General features: G+C 29.0%; 17 protein-coding genes, 2 tRNA genes and 2 rRNA genes (1 of these 21 running past the window's edge). 17 read left to right on the forward strand and 4 right to left on the reverse strand.

What is annotated here, in order from left to right; genetic code table 11:
• The 4 genes from DIC82_04835 to DIC82_04850 form a co-directional block, all read left to right on the forward strand.
• A 23S ribosomal RNA gene (locus DIC82_04835) occupies positions 1-538 on the forward strand; it begins 2,375 nt to the left of the window's first position.
• A 67-nt stretch (positions 539-605) separates the two neighbouring features.
• Positions 606-722, forward strand: a 5S ribosomal RNA gene (gene rrf, locus DIC82_04840).
• A gap of 5 nt (positions 723-727) precedes the next feature.
• Positions 728-803 (forward strand) — tRNA-Phe (locus DIC82_04845).
• A gap of 5 nt (positions 804-808) precedes the next feature.
• A tRNA-Cys gene (locus tag DIC82_04850) sits at positions 809-882 on the forward strand.
• A gap of 237 nt (positions 883-1,119) precedes the next feature.
• On the opposite strand, the gene DIC82_04855 is transcribed toward DIC82_04850, so the two are convergent.
• Together DIC82_04855 and DIC82_04860 are read right to left on the reverse strand one after the other, a co-directional pair.
• Positions 1,120-2,067, reverse strand: coding sequence for a magnesium transporter (locus DIC82_04855; GenBank protein ID AWK50395.1), 948 nt, complete (start codon positions 2,065-2,067; stop codon positions 1,120-1,122).
• A gap of 247 nt (positions 2,068-2,314) precedes the next feature.
• Positions 2,315-3,475 carry an amidohydrolase gene (locus DIC82_04860; protein ID AWK50396.1) on the reverse strand — a complete coding sequence of 387 codons (1,161 nt, stop codon included), beginning with the start codon at positions 3,473-3,475 and terminating at the stop codon, positions 2,315-2,317.
• A gap of 280 nt (positions 3,476-3,755) precedes the next feature.
• On the opposite strand from DIC82_04860, the gene DIC82_04865 reads away from it, so the two are divergent.
• The 7 genes from DIC82_04865 to DIC82_04895 all read left to right on the forward strand — a co-directional run bounded on the left by DIC82_04865 (position 3,756) and on the right by DIC82_04895 (position 7,560).
• On the forward strand, positions 3,756-3,938 hold the full coding sequence (locus DIC82_04865; protein ID AWK50397.1) for a CsfB protein: 183 nt from the start codon (positions 3,756-3,758) through the stop codon (positions 3,936-3,938).
• 203 nt (positions 3,939-4,141) lie between these two features.
• Entirely contained in the window at positions 4,142-4,783 is a 642-nt protein-coding gene (locus DIC82_04870) for a dTMP kinase (GenBank protein ID AWK50398.1), read from the forward strand.
• A 71-nt stretch (positions 4,784-4,854) separates the two neighbouring features.
• Positions 4,855-5,187, forward strand: coding sequence for a hypothetical protein (locus DIC82_04875; GenBank protein ID AWK50399.1), 333 nt, complete (start codon positions 4,855-4,857; stop codon positions 5,185-5,187).
• A gap of 19 nt (positions 5,188-5,206) precedes the next feature.
• Positions 5,207-6,139 carry a DNA polymerase III subunit delta' gene (locus DIC82_04880; protein AWK50400.1) on the forward strand — a complete coding sequence of 311 codons (933 nt, stop codon included), beginning with the start codon at positions 5,207-5,209 and terminating at the stop codon, positions 6,137-6,139.
• Between the two features lie 3 nt (positions 6,140-6,142).
• A complete protein-coding gene (locus DIC82_04885) occupies positions 6,143-7,048 on the forward strand; it encodes a stage 0 sporulation protein (protein ID AWK50401.1) in 906 nt (301 codons plus the stop codon).
• Positions 7,049-7,059: 11 nt separating this feature from the next.
• Complete coding sequence (locus DIC82_04890; GenBank protein ID AWK50402.1) at positions 7,060-7,263, forward strand: ferredoxin; 204 nt, start codon at positions 7,060-7,062, stop codon at positions 7,261-7,263.
• Between the two features lie 126 nt (positions 7,264-7,389).
• Positions 7,390-7,560, forward strand: coding sequence for a ferredoxin (locus DIC82_04895; protein AWK50403.1), 171 nt, complete (start codon positions 7,390-7,392; stop codon positions 7,558-7,560).
• Between the two features lie 107 nt (positions 7,561-7,667).
• Here DIC82_04895 and DIC82_04900 read toward each other — a convergent pair whose 3' ends face one another.
• A complete protein-coding gene (locus DIC82_04900) occupies positions 7,668-8,312 on the reverse strand; it encodes a Zn-dependent hydrolase (GenBank protein ID AWK50404.1) in 645 nt (214 codons plus the stop codon).
• Positions 8,313-8,487: 175 nt separating this feature from the next.
• Here DIC82_04900 and DIC82_04905 point away from each other — a divergent pair, with 175 nt between their 5' ends.
• From DIC82_04905 to trxB, 5 genes are all read left to right on the forward strand, one after another.
• Positions 8,488-8,943, forward strand: coding sequence for a CtsR family transcriptional regulator (locus tag DIC82_04905; protein AWK50405.1), 456 nt, complete (start codon positions 8,488-8,490; stop codon positions 8,941-8,943).
• A 16-nt stretch (positions 8,944-8,959) separates the two neighbouring features.
• On the forward strand, positions 8,960-9,547 hold the full coding sequence (locus tag DIC82_04910; protein ID AWK50406.1) for an excinuclease ABC subunit B: 588 nt from the start codon (positions 8,960-8,962) through the stop codon (positions 9,545-9,547).
• Positions 9,531-10,544 (forward strand): protein arginine kinase, encoded by a 1,014-nt coding sequence (locus DIC82_04915; protein AWK50407.1) that lies wholly within the window; start codon positions 9,531-9,533, stop codon positions 10,542-10,544. Before DIC82_04910 ends, DIC82_04915 begins: the two co-directional genes overlap by 17 nt.
• Positions 10,545-10,569: 25 nt before the next feature.
• The gene (locus DIC82_04920; GenBank protein AWK50408.1) at positions 10,570-13,020 is read left to right on the forward strand and encodes an ATP-dependent Clp protease ATP-binding subunit ClpC; all 2,451 of its coding nucleotides are present in this window, start codon (positions 10,570-10,572) and stop codon (positions 13,018-13,020) included.
• A 138-nt stretch (positions 13,021-13,158) separates the two neighbouring features.
• The gene (gene trxB, locus DIC82_04925) at positions 13,159-14,106 is read left to right on the forward strand and encodes a thioredoxin-disulfide reductase (protein AWK50409.1); all 948 of its coding nucleotides are present in this window, start codon (positions 13,159-13,161) and stop codon (positions 14,104-14,106) included.
• A gap of 86 nt (positions 14,107-14,192) precedes the next feature.
• Here the strand turns inward: trxB and DIC82_04930 are convergent, their stop codons facing one another.
• The gene (locus DIC82_04930) at positions 14,193-14,420 is read right to left on the reverse strand and encodes an NrdH-redoxin (protein AWK50410.1); all 228 of its coding nucleotides are present in this window, start codon (positions 14,418-14,420) and stop codon (positions 14,193-14,195) included.
• A 613-nt stretch (positions 14,421-15,033) separates the two neighbouring features.
• Between DIC82_04930 and DIC82_04935 the strand changes: the two genes are divergently transcribed.
• Positions 15,034-16,410, forward strand: coding sequence for a DNA repair protein RadA (locus DIC82_04935; protein AWK50411.1), 1,377 nt, complete (start codon positions 15,034-15,036; stop codon positions 16,408-16,410).
• Positions 16,411-16,484: the final 74 nt, after the last annotated feature.

The following is a 16,484-nucleotide window of genomic DNA, read 5'->3' on the forward strand; positions in this document are numbered from 1 at the left end:
GTGGAGCAGGGACGAAAGTCGGGCTTAGTGATCCGGTGGTACCTCGTGGGAGGGCCATCGCTCAACGGATAAAAGCTACCTCGGGGATAACAGGCTGATCTCCCCAAGAGTTCACATCGACGGGGAGGTTTGGCACCTCGATGTCGGCTCGTCGCATCCTGGGGCTGAAGTAGGTCCCAAGGGTTGGGCTGTTCGCCCATTAAAGCGGCACGCGAGCTGGGTTCAGAACGTCGTGAGACAGTTCGGTCCCTATCCGTCGCGGGCGTAGGAAATTTGAGAGGAGCTGTCCTTAGTACGAGAGGACCGGGATGGACTGACCTATGGTGTACCAGTTGTTTCGCCAGAAGCATAGCTGGGTAGCTAAGTCGGGAATGGATAAACGCTGAAAGCATCTAAGTGTGAAGCCAACCTCAAGATTAGATTTCCCATAGCGTAAGCTAGTAAGACCCCTTGAAGACTACAAGGTTGATAGGTCAGAGGTGTAAGTATGGTAACATATTTAGCTGACTGATACTAATAGGTCGAGGGCTTGACCAATATATAATCAAGTTGTAAAATATACATTAATTCTATATGCAATTTTGAAAGAACATAGTTTTTTCAAATCTCGTGATGATGGCATAGAGGTAACACTCCTTCCCATTCCGAACAGGACAGTTAAGGTCTATTACGCTGATGGTACTGCACGGGTGACTGTGTGGGAGAGTAGGAAGTTGCGAGGTAAGATGGCTCGATAGCTCAGTCGGTAGAGCAGAGGACTGAAAATCCTCGTGTCACTGGTTCGATTCCAGTTCGAGCCACCATAAATGGCGCTATAGCCAAGTGGTAAGGCAGAGGTCTGCAAAACCTTTACCCCCAGTTCAAATCTGGGTGGCGCCTCCAAAGAACCTTGAAATTTATATTTCAAGGTTTTTTTATTGTCTTTATAAGACTAAATGTATATTGTGTTCATACCGTTGGATAAAACAATAAGGTGACAGAAGTATACATAAACAATGAAATAAAAAAATATAGGATATATATCGGTTCTAAAAATTAAAGAAGATATAGGACTTTGAAAGATATAAAATATACCATATAGAGTAGACTTTTTTTGATATCTACTCTATATGGTATATTTTACTTAAACATATCTTTTTTATATAATACAAAGGCCACGAGACCACATATTCCAACCGTTAATCCCATAACTATTGAAAATCCATTTTCATTACTTGGAGATATTGGCAATTTTATATTCATGCCAAATATTCCGCCTATAATAGTAGGTATTGCCATGAGTATTGTGACTGATGCAAGAACCTTCATTACTATATTTAGATTGTTAGATATTACGGAAGCAAAAAAGTCCATTGTACTAGCTAGTATGTTACTATAAATTTCAGTCATTTCTATGGCCTGCTTATTTTCAATTATAACATCTTCTAAAACATCTTTATCTTCTTCGTATTTTTGCATTAATTCTAATTTCAACATTTTCTCCAATGTGATTTCATTAGCTTTTAAGGAGGTAGAGAAATAGACAAGAGATTTTTCTAAAGAATGCAATTGAATGAGTTCTCTATTTTTCATTGATTTATGAAGTCTTTTTTCAATCATTAAACTTTTTTTATCAATTTGTCGTAAATATAATAAGTAATATGTTGATATTCTGTTTAAGATTTGCAATGTAAATCTTGATTTTTTGAATGTGTAAAATGATTTAATTTTATCATTAGTAAAATCAGTCAATATTTTACTGTTTTTTAAACAGACAGTTATTAATTGTTTATTAGTATGTATTATTGCTAATGGATATGTATCATAGGTTAACGAGTTATCTTCCATTTCCGTAAAAGGAATATCGACTATAATTAATAATGCATCATCTTCAATATCAATACGTGAAGTTTCTTCATCATCTAATGCTGCTTTCAAGAATTCAAGATCAACTCCAGTTTTTTTTGATATTAATATTAATTCTTCATCAGATGGGGCAACTATATTTATCCAAGATCCATTTTCTATTGTATCCAGTGCCTTTAAAGTTGGCTTGAATTCACTTTGACTTTTATAAATTTGAATCAATTTACAACACCTCCTAAACAGTTCAACTAATATTATACTATTATAAGGTAGTTTGTAAACATAAAGTATTGGTGATTACTTTAACATAGTAATTATTATTTTAGAATTAAATATATTAAGTCTATGAAAGGAAAAATAAATGTGAATTTTATTTGTTAAGTTATTTTGGTTGGCTAATGACAAGATGAAAGCCTATGAAAATAAGAAATTCCATAGACTCTTAATGGTTAATTATAAATTTGTTACCTTAATTATTTCTGGTGTTAAAAAATTCATCTTTAACTTCGTTAAGCAAACACTCATTTTCTATTAAATCAATAGCTGTTGATGCAAGTGATGCGGCTACAATAGTACATTGTTTAATGGCAAATGGAGATATAGTTGCTTTCGCAAATTCTAAACTTCCATATTTTATATCAGTATTGTCTACTATAGATATATAAGGATGTATACATGGAACTTTATGACTTACATCACCAATGCTTAGGCCTGCATATATATCTTTTGCAGAGTTAATATTTATTATTCCATTTTCCTTTAAATTGTGACTAAACAACCTATTTAAGGTACGATTTGTAATTAACTCCTTATTTGGAGATTCATATAAGAAGAAGGTATTAGGTATGTCTAGTAGTTTAGTTATATAATTTGCAATTTCTCTTATTTTATCATAAGCATAGTTAGCAGTTTTTGTATCAGATGCACGGATACAAAATTTGATTTCAGAATTTGATGGTAATAATAATGTAGTATATCCTCCATTTGATATAATTGAGTTTATTTCTAAGTTATTTGGGAAACCTTTTTTTATAGAATTTAAAATATTAATAGTTAATAAAACCGCATCTAGAGAAGTATAATCCTTTTTACTTAAGAAAGTTAATTTATTTTCACTCTTAAATTTAAGGCCTAGTGGAATAATTGCCGATGATGAACCACTTTCACAAGTAGAAATGTCAGGATGAGCCAACATTACCACATCGATATCATCAAAGACTCCTTGTTTAACCATAGTTCCTTTAGTTCCACCCAAGTATTCTCCAGGGCAGCCAATTAATATTACAGATCCTCCAAGTTTATCTATAACATTTCCTAAAGCTAGTGCTGCTGACACAGACATAGCAGTTACCAAGTTATGTCCAGTAATATGCCCTTCATCTTTTATTGCATCATATTCACAAAGGTAACAAATTTTTGGATGACCTACTCCCTTCTTAGCTATAAAAGCATTTTCCATATCTAAAAAATTTTTATCAATTTCAAAGTCATATTTATGGAGTAAATCGCAAATATATTTACAAGCTTCAAACTCATTGTAACTTGTTTCAGGATTTTCATATAAATAGGTACATAAACTTTCAATATCATCACTACAAGTAGATAAAAATGAAGTTATTCTTTGTTTCATAAATTTAATTTGTTACTCAAAACTTACAAAAGTAATTTACTAAATTTTGTATATAGTACATGTTTTGCTTTGTTTTACAGTAAGTTCTCCTTTCTCATTATTATTTTTATTGTTAAAATATTTATTAATGGGAGGAAATTTGTTTCATCCTTTATTATTGTTACCAACAATTTAAAAAATATCTATGTAGTAAATAAATTATTAAAATCCATAATTTGTATTAAAAGTAATTAATGTGGAGATGATTATATGAGAAGTACAAATATAAGGGGGAATATACATGGAAAATTTAAATAAATCATGTTTCGTATGTGGAGCAAGGGATTGTGATGGTATAATATTGAATGGGGAAAAGATTTGCAAAGCATGTGAAGAAAAAATTGTGGATACAACGATAATCAATCCAGACTATCATATTTACAAAGATCAGATTAAAATAATTTTGTTTAATCAACATGCTTAGGCACATTCAAAAATAACAAATCAGTATACTAGTCTATCTTGTGTTATACTACGTCGTAATATTAACAGATAGCTCATTATCAACTAATATTACCTCCTTGTTTAACACAAAATATACGTCGTATCTTTGGGTTGTTATTTTATATCATGTGCCTTAAGAGTGAATTATTTATACTTAAACATTCTTAAGAGTGAGGTATTTATATGAAAAAAGGTTTATTTATAGTTTTTGAAGGCGGAGAAGGCACTGGAAAAACAACAGCAATTGATGGAATATATAATTGGATTATAAAAAATAATGTTGAGTGTATAAAGACCAGAGAACCTGGCGGAATTAAGATATCGGAACAAATAAGACAAGTTATATTAAATAAAGAAAATAAGACTATGGATGGTAGAACAGAAGCTTTGCTTTATGCAGCTGCAAGGAGACAACATCTTGTAGAAAAAATAATACCAGCATTAGAAGAAGGTTCAATAGTTCTTTGTGATAGATTTATAGATTCGTCCCTTGCATATCAAGGTTATGCAAGAAATTTAGGTATTGAAGAAGTTATGAGCATAAACAGATTTGCAATTGGAGAATATATGCCTGATTTATCGATATTGTTTGATCTTGATCCTAAAATTGGGTTGCATAGAATTAACAGTAATGAACACAGAGAAATAAATAGATTGGATTTAGAAAAAATAGATTTTCATGAAAAGGTTAGATCTGGATATAATATTGTATATGAAAATAATAAAGATAGAATCATAAAGATAGATGCAGAACAATCAAAGGAAAATGTAATTGAGCAAATAAAAAACATATTGAAGCCTAAAATATGGACAAATATAAACTAAATGATAAAAAGAGTTCTATTTGTGGTAAAATAATGATAGTAAATTATATTATTTAAGGGTGGGGAATTATAATGAAGTTGATAATTGCAATTGTTCAAGACGAGGATTCAACAGATGTTATAGAAGCTTTAACAGAAGAAGATTATAGGGTTACAAAATTAGCAACAACAGGAGGGTTTCTTAAGTCTGGAAACACGACACTAATAGTAGGTATTGAAGAAGAGAAGGTGCAATCTGTTATTGATGTAATTAAGGAAATATGCAAAAAGAGAAAAGAGACATTAGTTACACCAACTACTTTAGGAGGTAGTGAAGGTGGATATATGCAGCAATATCCTGTACAAATTAATTTAGGAGGGGCTACTATATTTGTAATTGATGTAGATCAATTTGTGAAAATATGATTTCAAGGAGATATGAGCATTGAGAAAAATAATTGGACATAAAAGTATTATTGATAGTATAAATAAAAGGAAATTAAATGACTCATTTTCTCATGCTAATTTAATCGTTGGAAATGACGGTATTGGAAAGAGCATAATAGCTAAGTATATGTCAAATAACATTATAAAAGTAAAAGATAATTCAGAGAGTGTTGATATTGTAAAATATTATCCATCCTCTAGTTCTTTTGGAGTTGATGACGTTAGAAATGTTATAAATGAGGTTAGTAAAAAACCTTATGAGGGTGACAAAAAAGTATTGATATTATACAAATGTGATAAATTAACAACTCAGGCTCAAAATGCATTACTCAAAACTATTGAAGAACCTCCCAAGGGAGTATATTTAATATTATTGAGTGACTCTTTAGAAACAATTTTAGACACTATAAAATCTCGTTGTCAAATATATAAATTAACTCCATTAACAAAAGAAGAGATTTTAATTTATATTAAGGAGAAACATAATGATTTGACTTCGGAAAATGAAAAAGCTGCGTTAGCATATAGTGCAGGAATACCAGGAAAAGTAGATAGGTTTATAGGAGATCAGAATTTAAAAAAGTTAAGAGATATATGTATAGAATTATTCGAAGATATTTTAAAAAGAGAACAGGGGCTCGTATTAAAATATGGAGAGCTATTAAAGAATTTAAAAGAGGATAAAATTGAATTGTTGAATATACTTTTGGCATATATAAGAGATATTATGATTTTTAAGGAACTTAATAATAGCGAGCTTATTGTTAATTTTGATAAAGTATATAAAATAAAGGATATTTCAAGAGGAATATCTTATAAAAAGTTAAATAGTATGTTAGAATACATAACAGAAGCTAGAATAAATTTAAATAGTAATACAAACTATTCAATGACCATAAGTGTTTTACTTATGGGATTTGCGGAGGTATAATTAATGATAAATGTTATAGGCGTAAGATTCAAACAAGCAGGGAAGATTTATTATTTTAGCCCAGCTGAATTTCCTATTAAAAAAGGAAACTATGTAATAGTAGAAACAGCTAGAGGTATAGAATTTGGCGAATGCGTTATAGGAATTAAAGAAATAAAAGAAGAGGAAATAGTATCACCATTAAAGTGTGTTATTAGAATTGCTGATGAAAGGGACATTAATAAGCATAAGGAAAATAAAGATAAAGAAAAAGAAGCATTAGATATATGTTTAGAGAAAATTAAAGAACATCAGATTGATATGAAATTAATAGATGTAGAATATACATTTGATAATCATAAAGTTATATTCTATTTTACATCAGATGGTAGAGTAGATTTTAGAGAGCTGGTTAAGGATTTAGCCACTATATTTAAGACCAGAATAGAATTAAGACAAATAGGAGTACGGGATGAGACTAAGATGGTTGGAGGTCTCGGACCATGTGGAAGGTCTATGTGTTGTTCTACATTTTTAGGGGATTTTGCACCAGTATCCATAAAGATGGCAAAGGAACAAAATCTTTCATTAAATCCAACTAAAATATCTGGAATATGTGGAAGATTAATGTGCTGTTTAAACTATGAACAGAGTACATATGAAGATATAAGAAAGAGATTACCTAAGGTAGGGTCTATTGTTAAAACTGAAGAAGGAAACGGAGAAGTTGTTGGTAATTCAATAGTTAAAGAAATCGTCAAAGTTAGAGTTAAAAGAGGTGACGAAGAAGTTGTTCAAGAATTTAAAATAACAGATATAGAACTTATTTCAGGAAAATATGAAGATACAATTGAAGAAAGTAATATTAAAATAATAGCTGAATCAGAGGAAGATAAAAAATTAATAAAAAATCTTATTAAGGAGAAATAGGAGGAATTTCTATGAAATCTGTTATTAAGATTTGTAATATGGAATCTCATAAGGATACTAAAATAATTAGAGAAATTGTTGCTAATAATTCTGGAATAATAGCTAGTGAAATATCATTAACTAAGAAAGAAATAACATTAATATATAATGAAACATTTTTAAATATTCAAAAGGTTATTAATTCTATAGAAGATTTAGGATATATAGTTATTTAATTTTAAACTATATGCATTAATATTAAAAAATAAGTAGCCTAAGGTATAAAATGCTTTTAAAACATCAGAATACATGTTAAAATGTAAGAGGTTAATTACTACAATTTATTAGGAGGTGTTCTAAAAATGGCATTTGTTATTAATGATTCATGCGTTAGTTGTGGAGCATGTGCTGGAGAATGTCCAGTTAGTGCTATAACTCAAGGAGATACTCAATTCGTTATTGATGCAGATACTTGTATCGATTGCGGAAGCTGTGCTAATGTTTGCCCAGTAGGAGCTCCAAACCAAGAGTAATAAAAAGAGAGATCGTCTTTAAGACGGTCTTTTTTTGATTATATAAAAGTATAAAATATTTTAATATAAGAAGTTAATTTATTAAATAAGTTTTTTGTAATATTGCATTAATTGTAAGGTAGAGTTAATAATATACACTTGGATTTATAATTAAAGTCTAAATCTGAAGTATCTAATATATTCGAATTAATTTTTACTATATGCTTCATAGATATAATGAAGTTTTTGAGATCATCTAAGTATAAAGAGGTTTTGTTAGTTTTATATTGCATAGGGATTATATATTTAGGAGAAATCAATTTGCAAAGTTTTGCGGCTTCAAATCCATTCAAAGTAAAGTGTCCACCAATAGGGATAAGTAAAATATCAATATTTTTCAATCTTTCTAATACTAATGAACAAGGAATATGACCTAAATTTCCTAAATGACATAGAGAATATGTATCATCCCTAAAGATATAAATAATATTAGGTCCTCTCTTAAGACCATTACATTTATCCTGAAATGAATTAAGGCCTTCTATTTTTAAAAATTCCATATCAAAGGTTCCAATTCTATTAATTACTTTAGTTGTATTATTAGAATTATCTAAATATGAATTATCAAAATGATCGTGACTGGTAGTTATTAAATCACATTTAGGAAAATTGTTGTTATATCCGAGGTTATTATCAAAAGGATCAATTAAAATCCTTTTGCCAATGGATGTCTTTATAAGAAAACAGGAATGCCCGTACCAAGTTATTTGCATAAAAAACCTCCATGAATTAAATTTAAATGTCATCATATATTATTAACATATAAAATTATAAATAATCATAAATTTATATTGATACTTTAAAAAATAAAAAGATTATAGTATAATAATCTAAAGTCAAAGTAAGTCAAGAACAAATATTTTGATTAAAGTTTAAGTAGGTGATATTATGGCAAGACTTTCAGATATAATAGAAGCTTTTATAAAACAATTGTTCAATGAAAATATAGATAACGTAATATTTATACAAAGAAATGAATTAGCAGATCAATTTAGATGTGCACCATCTCAAATAAATTATGTATTAACAACTAGATTTACTTATGAAAGAGGATACTTAATTGAAAGCAAAAGAGGTGGCGGAGGACATATAGCTATTAAGCAATTAGAATATGATAGTTCTAATAAAAGAGAAGAATTAATAAACCAAAGTATTGGAGATGCGATGACATATCATAATGCAGATGCCTTACTCAAAGATTTATTAGAGTCTGGAGTTATTAAAGAAAGGGAATGTGAAATAATGAGAATAGCAATTAATGATAGAAGTTTAACTGGAACAGACAATAAAAATAAAGTAAGAGCTGATATTTTAAAGGGAATGATTATGATAATTTTATCTTAAAGGTGGGGATATATATATGCTATGCGAAAAATGTAAAAAAAATGAGGCGAAAATAAATTTAATTACAGTAGTAAGTGGACAAAAACATGAGATTTGGTTATGTGAAAATTGTGCAAAAGATATATCTAGCATTCCATTTTTCAGTTCGATTAGTCAAAATGCAAATTTCCCATTTCAAGGGATGCTTACAGAAATATTATCTAATGCAGATAGTAATAAAGTTAATATAGATAATAATAAAATAAACGAGATTGTATGTTCAAATTGTGGATTAACTTATGAAGAATTTAAAAAAACAGGAAAGTTAGGGTGCGCTGAGTGCTATGAAGAATTTAGGGTTGTACTTGAACCCAGAATAAAAAGTTTACAAGCAGGAGTAAAGCATATAGGTAAAATACCTAATATGAAGGGAAAAGAATTAGTTCGAAGACGAAAACTTAAAAATTTAAAAGAAGAAATGCAAAAATTGATTGTGACTGAAGAATATGAAAGAGCAGCAATTGTGAGAGATGAAATTAAAAAATTGGAACTTTATATATTAAACAGTAATGTTAAGGAAATAGTAAGTGTAAAGGGGGCGAATTGGGATGGACAGCTTAACTAACAAAGAAAGAGAAAAAGGTATAGTATTAAGTAGCAAAATATTATTGGCTAGAAATTTTAGCAATTTGCCTTTCCCTAATAAATTAAATTATATTAAAGGTAGAGACAATGGCAAAAGAATATATAGTGTACTTAAAAATGAAATAATTGATGAAGAACTTACATTATATGAAATTTGGAATAAAAAGGAAGAGTTTGGTAAACAATATTTAGAAAAAGATTTAATAAGCGAAGAACTTATTAAAAATTCTGATAAAGGATCATTTATATTAAATAAAGAAGAAACTATTAGTATTATGATAAATGAAAAAGATCATGTAAGAATTCAATATATAAGTGATGGATTAAATTTAGAAGAAGCGTTTGAGAAAGCAACAAGTATTGATGATAAAATAGAAAAGAACTTTGATTATGCATTTGATGAAAAATTAGGGTATCTAACAACATCGCCAGAACACATTGGAACAGGAATGAAAGCATCAGTAATAATACATTTACCTGCACTTACCATGAGTGAGGAAATTAAAAATATTTCAAAGAATCTTAGCAAAATGGGAATGAGCATAAAAGGAGTGTATTTAGAAGGCACAAATGTTTATGGAAATTTATATAGAATAACTAATAAAATATCATTAGGGCTAACAGAAGAAGACATTATAATTAATTTAAAAGAGGCGATTTTCAATATAATAGCAGAAGAAAATAAATTTAGAGAAATATTACTTAGCAAATGTAGATATGAATTAGACGATAAGGTTTATAGAGCATATGGGATATTAAAATGTGCAATTCTTCTAGATTCAAAGGAAACTATTGATTTGCTGTCTAATATTAGATTAGGAGCTGAACTTTCACTTATAGATATTGATAAAAATAAATTGGATAAATTACTTATACTTACAAGCAATTCATCACTTCAAGATTATTTGGGAAGATATTTAGATGATAAAGAGATTAAGTATGAAAGAGCAAAGCTTGTAAAGGAAATATTGAAATGAAGAAGGGATAGGAGGTCTGAGGCATATGGAATATAATAAATTAACAGAACGGGCGCAAGTAGTAATCTTAGAAGCTGAAAACGAATCTGAAAGGTTTAAGCATGGATATGTTGGAACAGAGCATATATTATTGGGTATTTTAAAAGAAGATGGATATTCAGCTGAATTATTAAAAAAACATGGAGTTGTTAGTGAAAATATTATAACAATGATACAAAGATATTTAGGCTATGGTGATATCAAGAAGTCAGATGATAATATATTATTAACGCCTAGAACTAAAAGATTAGTTGATGAAAGTTTTGCAGAAGCTAAAAAATTAAATCATAAATATGTTAGTCCAGAACATATTTTGTTAGCACTACTTAATCAAGAAGAAGGAATGGCATATACTATTTTAAAGAGCTTGAATCTTAATTTTACTATAGTAAGTGATGAGTTGCTTATATTTTTATCAGGAACTCATGAAGATAAGGTTAGCGATGGAAAAACAATAGAGAGCAGTAAAAAACAAAGTACTCCTATGCTTGATAAATATGGTAGAGATTTAACAGCATTATCTAATGAAAAGGGATTAGACCCTGTAATAGGAAGGGATGCAGAGACTCAAAGATTACTAGAAATTCTTTGTAGAAGAATTAAAAATAATCCGTGTTTAATTGGTGAGCCTGGTGTTGGTAAAACAGCAGTAGTTGAGGGATTAGCGCAAAGGATAGTTGAAGGGAATATTCCAGAGATACTCAAAAATAAAAGGGTTATTTCTTTAGATTTAACATCTATGGTTGCAGGAGCTAAGTATAGAGGTGAATTTGAAGAGAGACTAAAAAAAACAATGGAGGAAATTGTTAGAGATAAGAATATTATTATATTTATAGATGAAATTCATACAATAATTGGAGCTGGAGGAGCAGAAGGAGCTATTGATGCATCCAATATATTAAAACCATCTTTAGCTAGAGGAGAAATTCAATGCATTGGAGCAACAACTATTGATGAATATAGAAAATATATTGAAAAAGATTCTGCATTAGAGAGAAGATTTCAACCTATAACTGTAGGGGAACCTTCGAAAGAAGAAACTTTAGAGATTTTAAAAGGTTTAAGAGATAAATATGAAGCACACCATAGAGTTGAAATTACAGATGAGGCGTTAGAAGCGGCAGTAAATTTATCAGACAGATATATAACAGATAGATTTATGCCAGATAAAGCTATTGATTTGATAGATGAGGGGGCTGCAAAGGTAAGAATACAGAATTTAACGGCGCCACCAGATTTAAAAGACTTAGAAGGAAAAATTGAAAATATAGATAAAGAAAAGGAAGACGCTATAAGAGTTCAAGATTTTGAAAGAGCTGCAAGTTTAAGGGATAAAGAAAGAACATTAAAAGAGCAATTAAAAAGTATGAAGAAGAATTGGGATACTCAAAATTCACTTAGGACATTGATTGTAGATGCGGAAAAAATAGCTAGTGTAGTATCATCATGGACAAAGATTCCAATAGAGAAGTTAACTCAAGTAGAAAGTGAGCGATTATTAGATTTAGAAAACATATTGCATAAAAGAGTTGTTGGACAAAATGAGGCTGTAAAATCTATAGCTAGAGCTGTAAGAAGAGCAAGAGTTGGAATTAAAGATCCTAATAGACCAATTGGGAGTTTTATATTTTTAGGACCAACTGGAGTTGGAAAAACTGAGCTTTCTAAGGCTATTGCAGAAGCTATGTTTGGCGATGAAAACAACATTATAAGAGTTGATATGTCAGAATATATGGAAAGTCATTCTGTATCTAAATTAATAGGATCTCCACCAGGATATGTAGGATATGATGATGGTGGTCAACTTACAGAAGCTGTTAGAAGGAAACCATATTCAATAATTCTTTTAGATGAAATTGAAAAAGCTCACCCTGATATATTTAATATATTGCTTCAAATTATGGAAGATGGAAGACTTACAGATGGCAAAGGAAAGGTAGTCAATTTTAAAAATACAATAATTATAATGACTTCAAATGTGGGGGCTCATCAAATCAGAAAGCAAAAGAGTATAGGATTTAATAATACTAGTGATAATGATGAAACTGAATACGAAAAGATGAAGGAAAGTATATTAGAAGAATTAAAACAAAAGTTCAAACCAGAATTTCTAAATAGGATTGACGATACAATAATATTCCATAAATTAAGTGAGGAAGATTTAGATAAAATAATGGATCTGATGCTTGCATCTATAAGAAAAAGACTTGAGGGCAGAAATATTTATCTAAGTTTTGAAGATGATAGTAAAAGATTTTTATTAAACAAAGGAATTGACCTTGATTATGGAGCAAGACCACTAAGAAGGCTTATTATAAAAGAAGTAGAAGATCGACTAAGTGAAGAAATTTTGCAAGGAAATATACGAATTGGAGATAAGGTAAAAGTTAATGAATTAGAAAATAAGCTTGTTTTCAGTAAATCAGTTAAAGAATAATTTAAAGATTAATGGACTATTTCAGAAATATAAAATATTTGCATTTTGAAGTAGTCTATTTTGGTAAATATAAAATAATCTAATAAAGGACATATTTGCGATAAAATTAAGAAATATTTAGAGTAGGAGAAAATTGGTATGAGTAAAGAAAAAAAAGAATTAGATTTAATTATAATTGGTGGAGGTCCAGCTGGACTTACAGCAGCTATGTATGCAGGTAGAGCTAAATTAAATACATTATTATTAGAAAATGAAATTGTAGGAGGACAAGTTAGAAATAGTTATACTATAGAAAATTATCCTGGATTTAAGTCTATAGACGGTGGAGAATTAGCAGATATATTTCAAGCACAGGCAGAAGCACTTGGTGCTAAAATTGATGAATTTGATTCTATTCAAGATATAGATATTTCAGATGATAAAAAAATAATTGAAACTGAAACATATATATATGACACTAAAACTATAATAATTGCGACAGGAGCAGCACCTAAAAAAATACCAATTCCACAAGAAAGTCAATTTTCAGGAAAGGGAATTCATTATTGTGCTATTTGTGATGGAGCAATGTACCAAGGGAAAGATATAGCAGTTGTAGGTGGGGGAAATTCAGCATTAGAAGAGGCTATATTTTTAACTAGATTCGCTGAAAAAGTTTATTTAATAAGAAGATATGATTACTTTAAAGGGGAACAGGCATTAATAGATGAAGTCTTTAATAATCCTAAAATAGAAGTATTGCTAAATCAAGATTTAGTAGAAGCTAAAGGTAATAGTTTTTTAGAATCAGTAATGATTAAGAATACAAAGACTCAAGAAATTAGTACATTAAAGATGGATGCTGTTTTTGGATGTATAGGAACTAAGCCTAGAACTGATTTGATAAAAGATTATTTGAAATTAAATGAGCAAGGATATATAATCGCAGATGAAGATATGCAAACAAATATTAAAGGTGTGTATGCAGCTGGGGATGTTAGACAGAAAAAATATAGACAAATAACAACTGCTGTTGCAGATGGCACGGTTGCACTTTTGAATGCAGAAAAATATATTGAAAAAGAAAATTTGACGCCAATTAAGTAAATATTTATAGCAAGTCAGTAATTTGATATAATAATAAATATGATATTAAATATATAAAAGTTAAGAGGCGAAATTTCGCCTCTTAATTATTTGCCTAAAGCATTTAAAATAGCTGGTTTATCAAATCCTATGATAATGTTATTATTAATATCTAATACTGGAACACCCATTTGATTTGATTTTTTTATCATTTCTTCTCTAGCTTCCATATCATCTTGAACATTTAATTCTTGAAATTCAATATTTTCTGATTTAAGATAGTTTTTTACCTTAACGCACCAAGGACAAGTATTAGTAGTATATACTTTTATCATAAATATACCTCCTTAAGTAATAATTATTATTTTATAATTAATATTATAATATAATCTTTATAAGCTATCAACACAATTAAGAAATAATATCATGTAGTTATTATGACACATTGAAAAAATAATAAATAAAATATATACTAAATTCTTCACTTATTATTTTATTTCAAGTACCTTAAGTTAGAACTTAATATTATATATTCAAATTAATTTTGAGAATACGAATTGTACAATGATTTAGTTAAATTACACTCAATAGTAGTACGATGCATATTTGTTCATAGACTTGTAATATTATTAATATAATTTTTAGTTATCATAGTTATTAACTCCAATGTATTTGTTATAAATAGTTTCTGTAATAATTGATTAATCATGCTAAAAATTAAGAAAAATAAAATATAAATAGTATGTATAAAAAGTAGTACATAGTAATATAGAAAGTTTGATTGAATTAAAGTCAATATTAATTAAATATGTTAAAAGAACTAATATGCTATAATTAAAGTAATATTTCGTTGTAATAATATTGTGTGAGTATATCTGATATATATTGAGACCAATTAATTATTGAAGAGTTTAAATAACATCTATTAAAAAATAAAGGGAGATATTTATGAAAAAGAAAACACTATATAGATGCTTGAGCTGTGGCTTTGAAAGTATAAAGTGGCTTGGAAAATGTCCAACATGTAATAGTTGGAATACATTAGAAGAAGTCGTTGTTGAATCAAAAAGTTTGCAAACAAGAGTAAGGCAAGCATCTAAAAAGCCAATAAAAAAATTATTAGAAGTAGTTTCCAATAAAAGCGATAGAATAGTTACAGGAATAAATGAATTTGATAGAGTAATGGGTGGAGGAGTTGTAAAAGATTCAATTTCGATTATAACTGCTAGACCAGGTGCTGGAAAATCAACATTACTTCTTCAAATCTCAGATGCTATAGCGCAAAAGGGATATAAAGTAATTTATGCATCTGGAGAAGAAAGTGACACTCAAATAAAAAATAGAGCAGATAGAATTCTTGATAAAATTCACGAGAATATATGGGTAGTACAAGAAACAAGTCTTGATAATGTTTTAGATGCAGTTGAAGAAATAAATCCTGATATGCTGATTGTAGATAGTATTCAAACATTTACGATGGAAGCGTCATTACCAGCAAGAGCGGGTTCTCCGACACAAACTATGGAGTGTGCTAATGCACTACTTCAGATTGCTAAAAATGAAAAGAAACCAAGGGCAGTTATTGTGGTAGGTCAAATGACTAAGAATGATGAACTTGCAGGACTTCGGGCATTAGAACATTTAGTTGATACAGTTCTTATAATAGAAGATGACAATGATGAAGAATTACGTGTGCTTGTAAGCTCAAAAAATAGATTTGGCAGCATTGAAAATGGATTTTTTCAAATGTGTGAGAAAGGCGTTATCTCAATAGATAACCCATCAGAGTTTTTTATGACAAAGCGCGAAGAAGGAGAAATAGTTTCTGGAAGTGCATTGACTGTAATTAAAGAAGGAACACGAGCGATTATAACTGAGATAGAGAGTTTAGTATCTAAAAGCTTTACTCCATATCCTACACGTATAGGAGAAACATTAGGTAAAGATAAATTAAATACATTAATATCTATATTAGAACAACGTGGAGGTATTAATCTGTATGATAAAAATGTAATTATTAAAACTACTGGTGGTATAAAAATAAGAGAACAAGGAATTAATTTAGCTGTAATAATGAGCATAGTATCATCTGTAAAGCAACGAGGTATAGAGTCTAATATTGCATTTATAGCAGACGTAGGATTAACTGGTGAACTTAAAAAGGTACCATCGTTGGAAAGTAGAGTTAAAGAACTTGAGAGGATGGGATTTAAAAAAGTTTATGTCCCAAAGAATTCATTTATGAGAGAAAATAGCTTTGAAAAAATTGAAGTGATTGAATTAAAGACGTTAACAAATGTAATAAATCATGTATACAATGATTAAATAAAGAGTAAAGTGGAAATAATTTATACTAATATTTTTCTACAAAAAAATATATAATATTTAAATTTAATAAA

It is taken from the genome of Clostridium beijerinckii (genome assembly GCA_003129525.1).
GTDB classification, from domain to species: Bacteria; Bacillota; Clostridia; order Clostridiales; family Clostridiaceae; genus Clostridium; species Clostridium beijerinckii_D.

Coding starts and splice junctions, on each gene's coding strand:
- DIC82_04860 (AWK50396.1), bottom strand. CDS start 3,475: ATGAAACAAAGAATAACTTCATTTTTATCTACTTGTAGTGATGATATT.
- DIC82_04865 (AWK50397.1), top strand. CDS start 3,756: ATGGAAAATTTAAATAAATCATGTTTCGTATGTGGAGCAAGGGATTGT.
- DIC82_04870 (AWK50398.1), top strand. CDS start 4,142: ATGAAAAAAGGTTTATTTATAGTTTTTGAAGGCGGAGAAGGCACTGGA.
- DIC82_04875 (AWK50399.1), top strand. CDS start 4,855: ATGAAGTTGATAATTGCAATTGTTCAAGACGAGGATTCAACAGATGTT.
- DIC82_04885 (AWK50401.1), top strand. CDS start 6,143: ATGATAAATGTTATAGGCGTAAGATTCAAACAAGCAGGGAAGATTTAT.
- DIC82_04890 (AWK50402.1), top strand. CDS start 7,060: ATGAAATCTGTTATTAAGATTTGTAATATGGAATCTCATAAGGATACT.
- DIC82_04895 (AWK50403.1), top strand. CDS start 7,390: ATGGCATTTGTTATTAATGATTCATGCGTTAGTTGTGGAGCATGTGCT.
- DIC82_04900 (AWK50404.1), bottom strand. CDS start 8,312: ATGCAAATAACTTGGTACGGGCATTCCTGTTTTCTTATAAAGACATCC.
- DIC82_04905 (AWK50405.1), top strand. CDS start 8,488: ATGGCAAGACTTTCAGATATAATAGAAGCTTTTATAAAACAATTGTTC.
- DIC82_04910 (AWK50406.1), top strand. CDS start 8,960: ATGCTATGCGAAAAATGTAAAAAAAATGAGGCGAAAATAAATTTAATT.
- DIC82_04915 (AWK50407.1), top strand. CDS start 9,531: ATGGACAGCTTAACTAACAAAGAAAGAGAAAAAGGTATAGTATTAAGT.
- DIC82_04920 (AWK50408.1), top strand. CDS start 10,570: ATGGAATATAATAAATTAACAGAACGGGCGCAAGTAGTAATCTTAGAA.
- trxB (AWK50409.1), top strand. CDS start 13,159: ATGAGTAAAGAAAAAAAAGAATTAGATTTAATTATAATTGGTGGAGGT.
- DIC82_04930 (AWK50410.1), bottom strand. CDS start 14,420: ATGATAAAAGTATATACTACTAATACTTGTCCTTGGTGCGTTAAGGTA.
- DIC82_04935 (AWK50411.1), top strand. CDS start 15,034: ATGAAAAAGAAAACACTATATAGATGCTTGAGCTGTGGCTTTGAAAGT.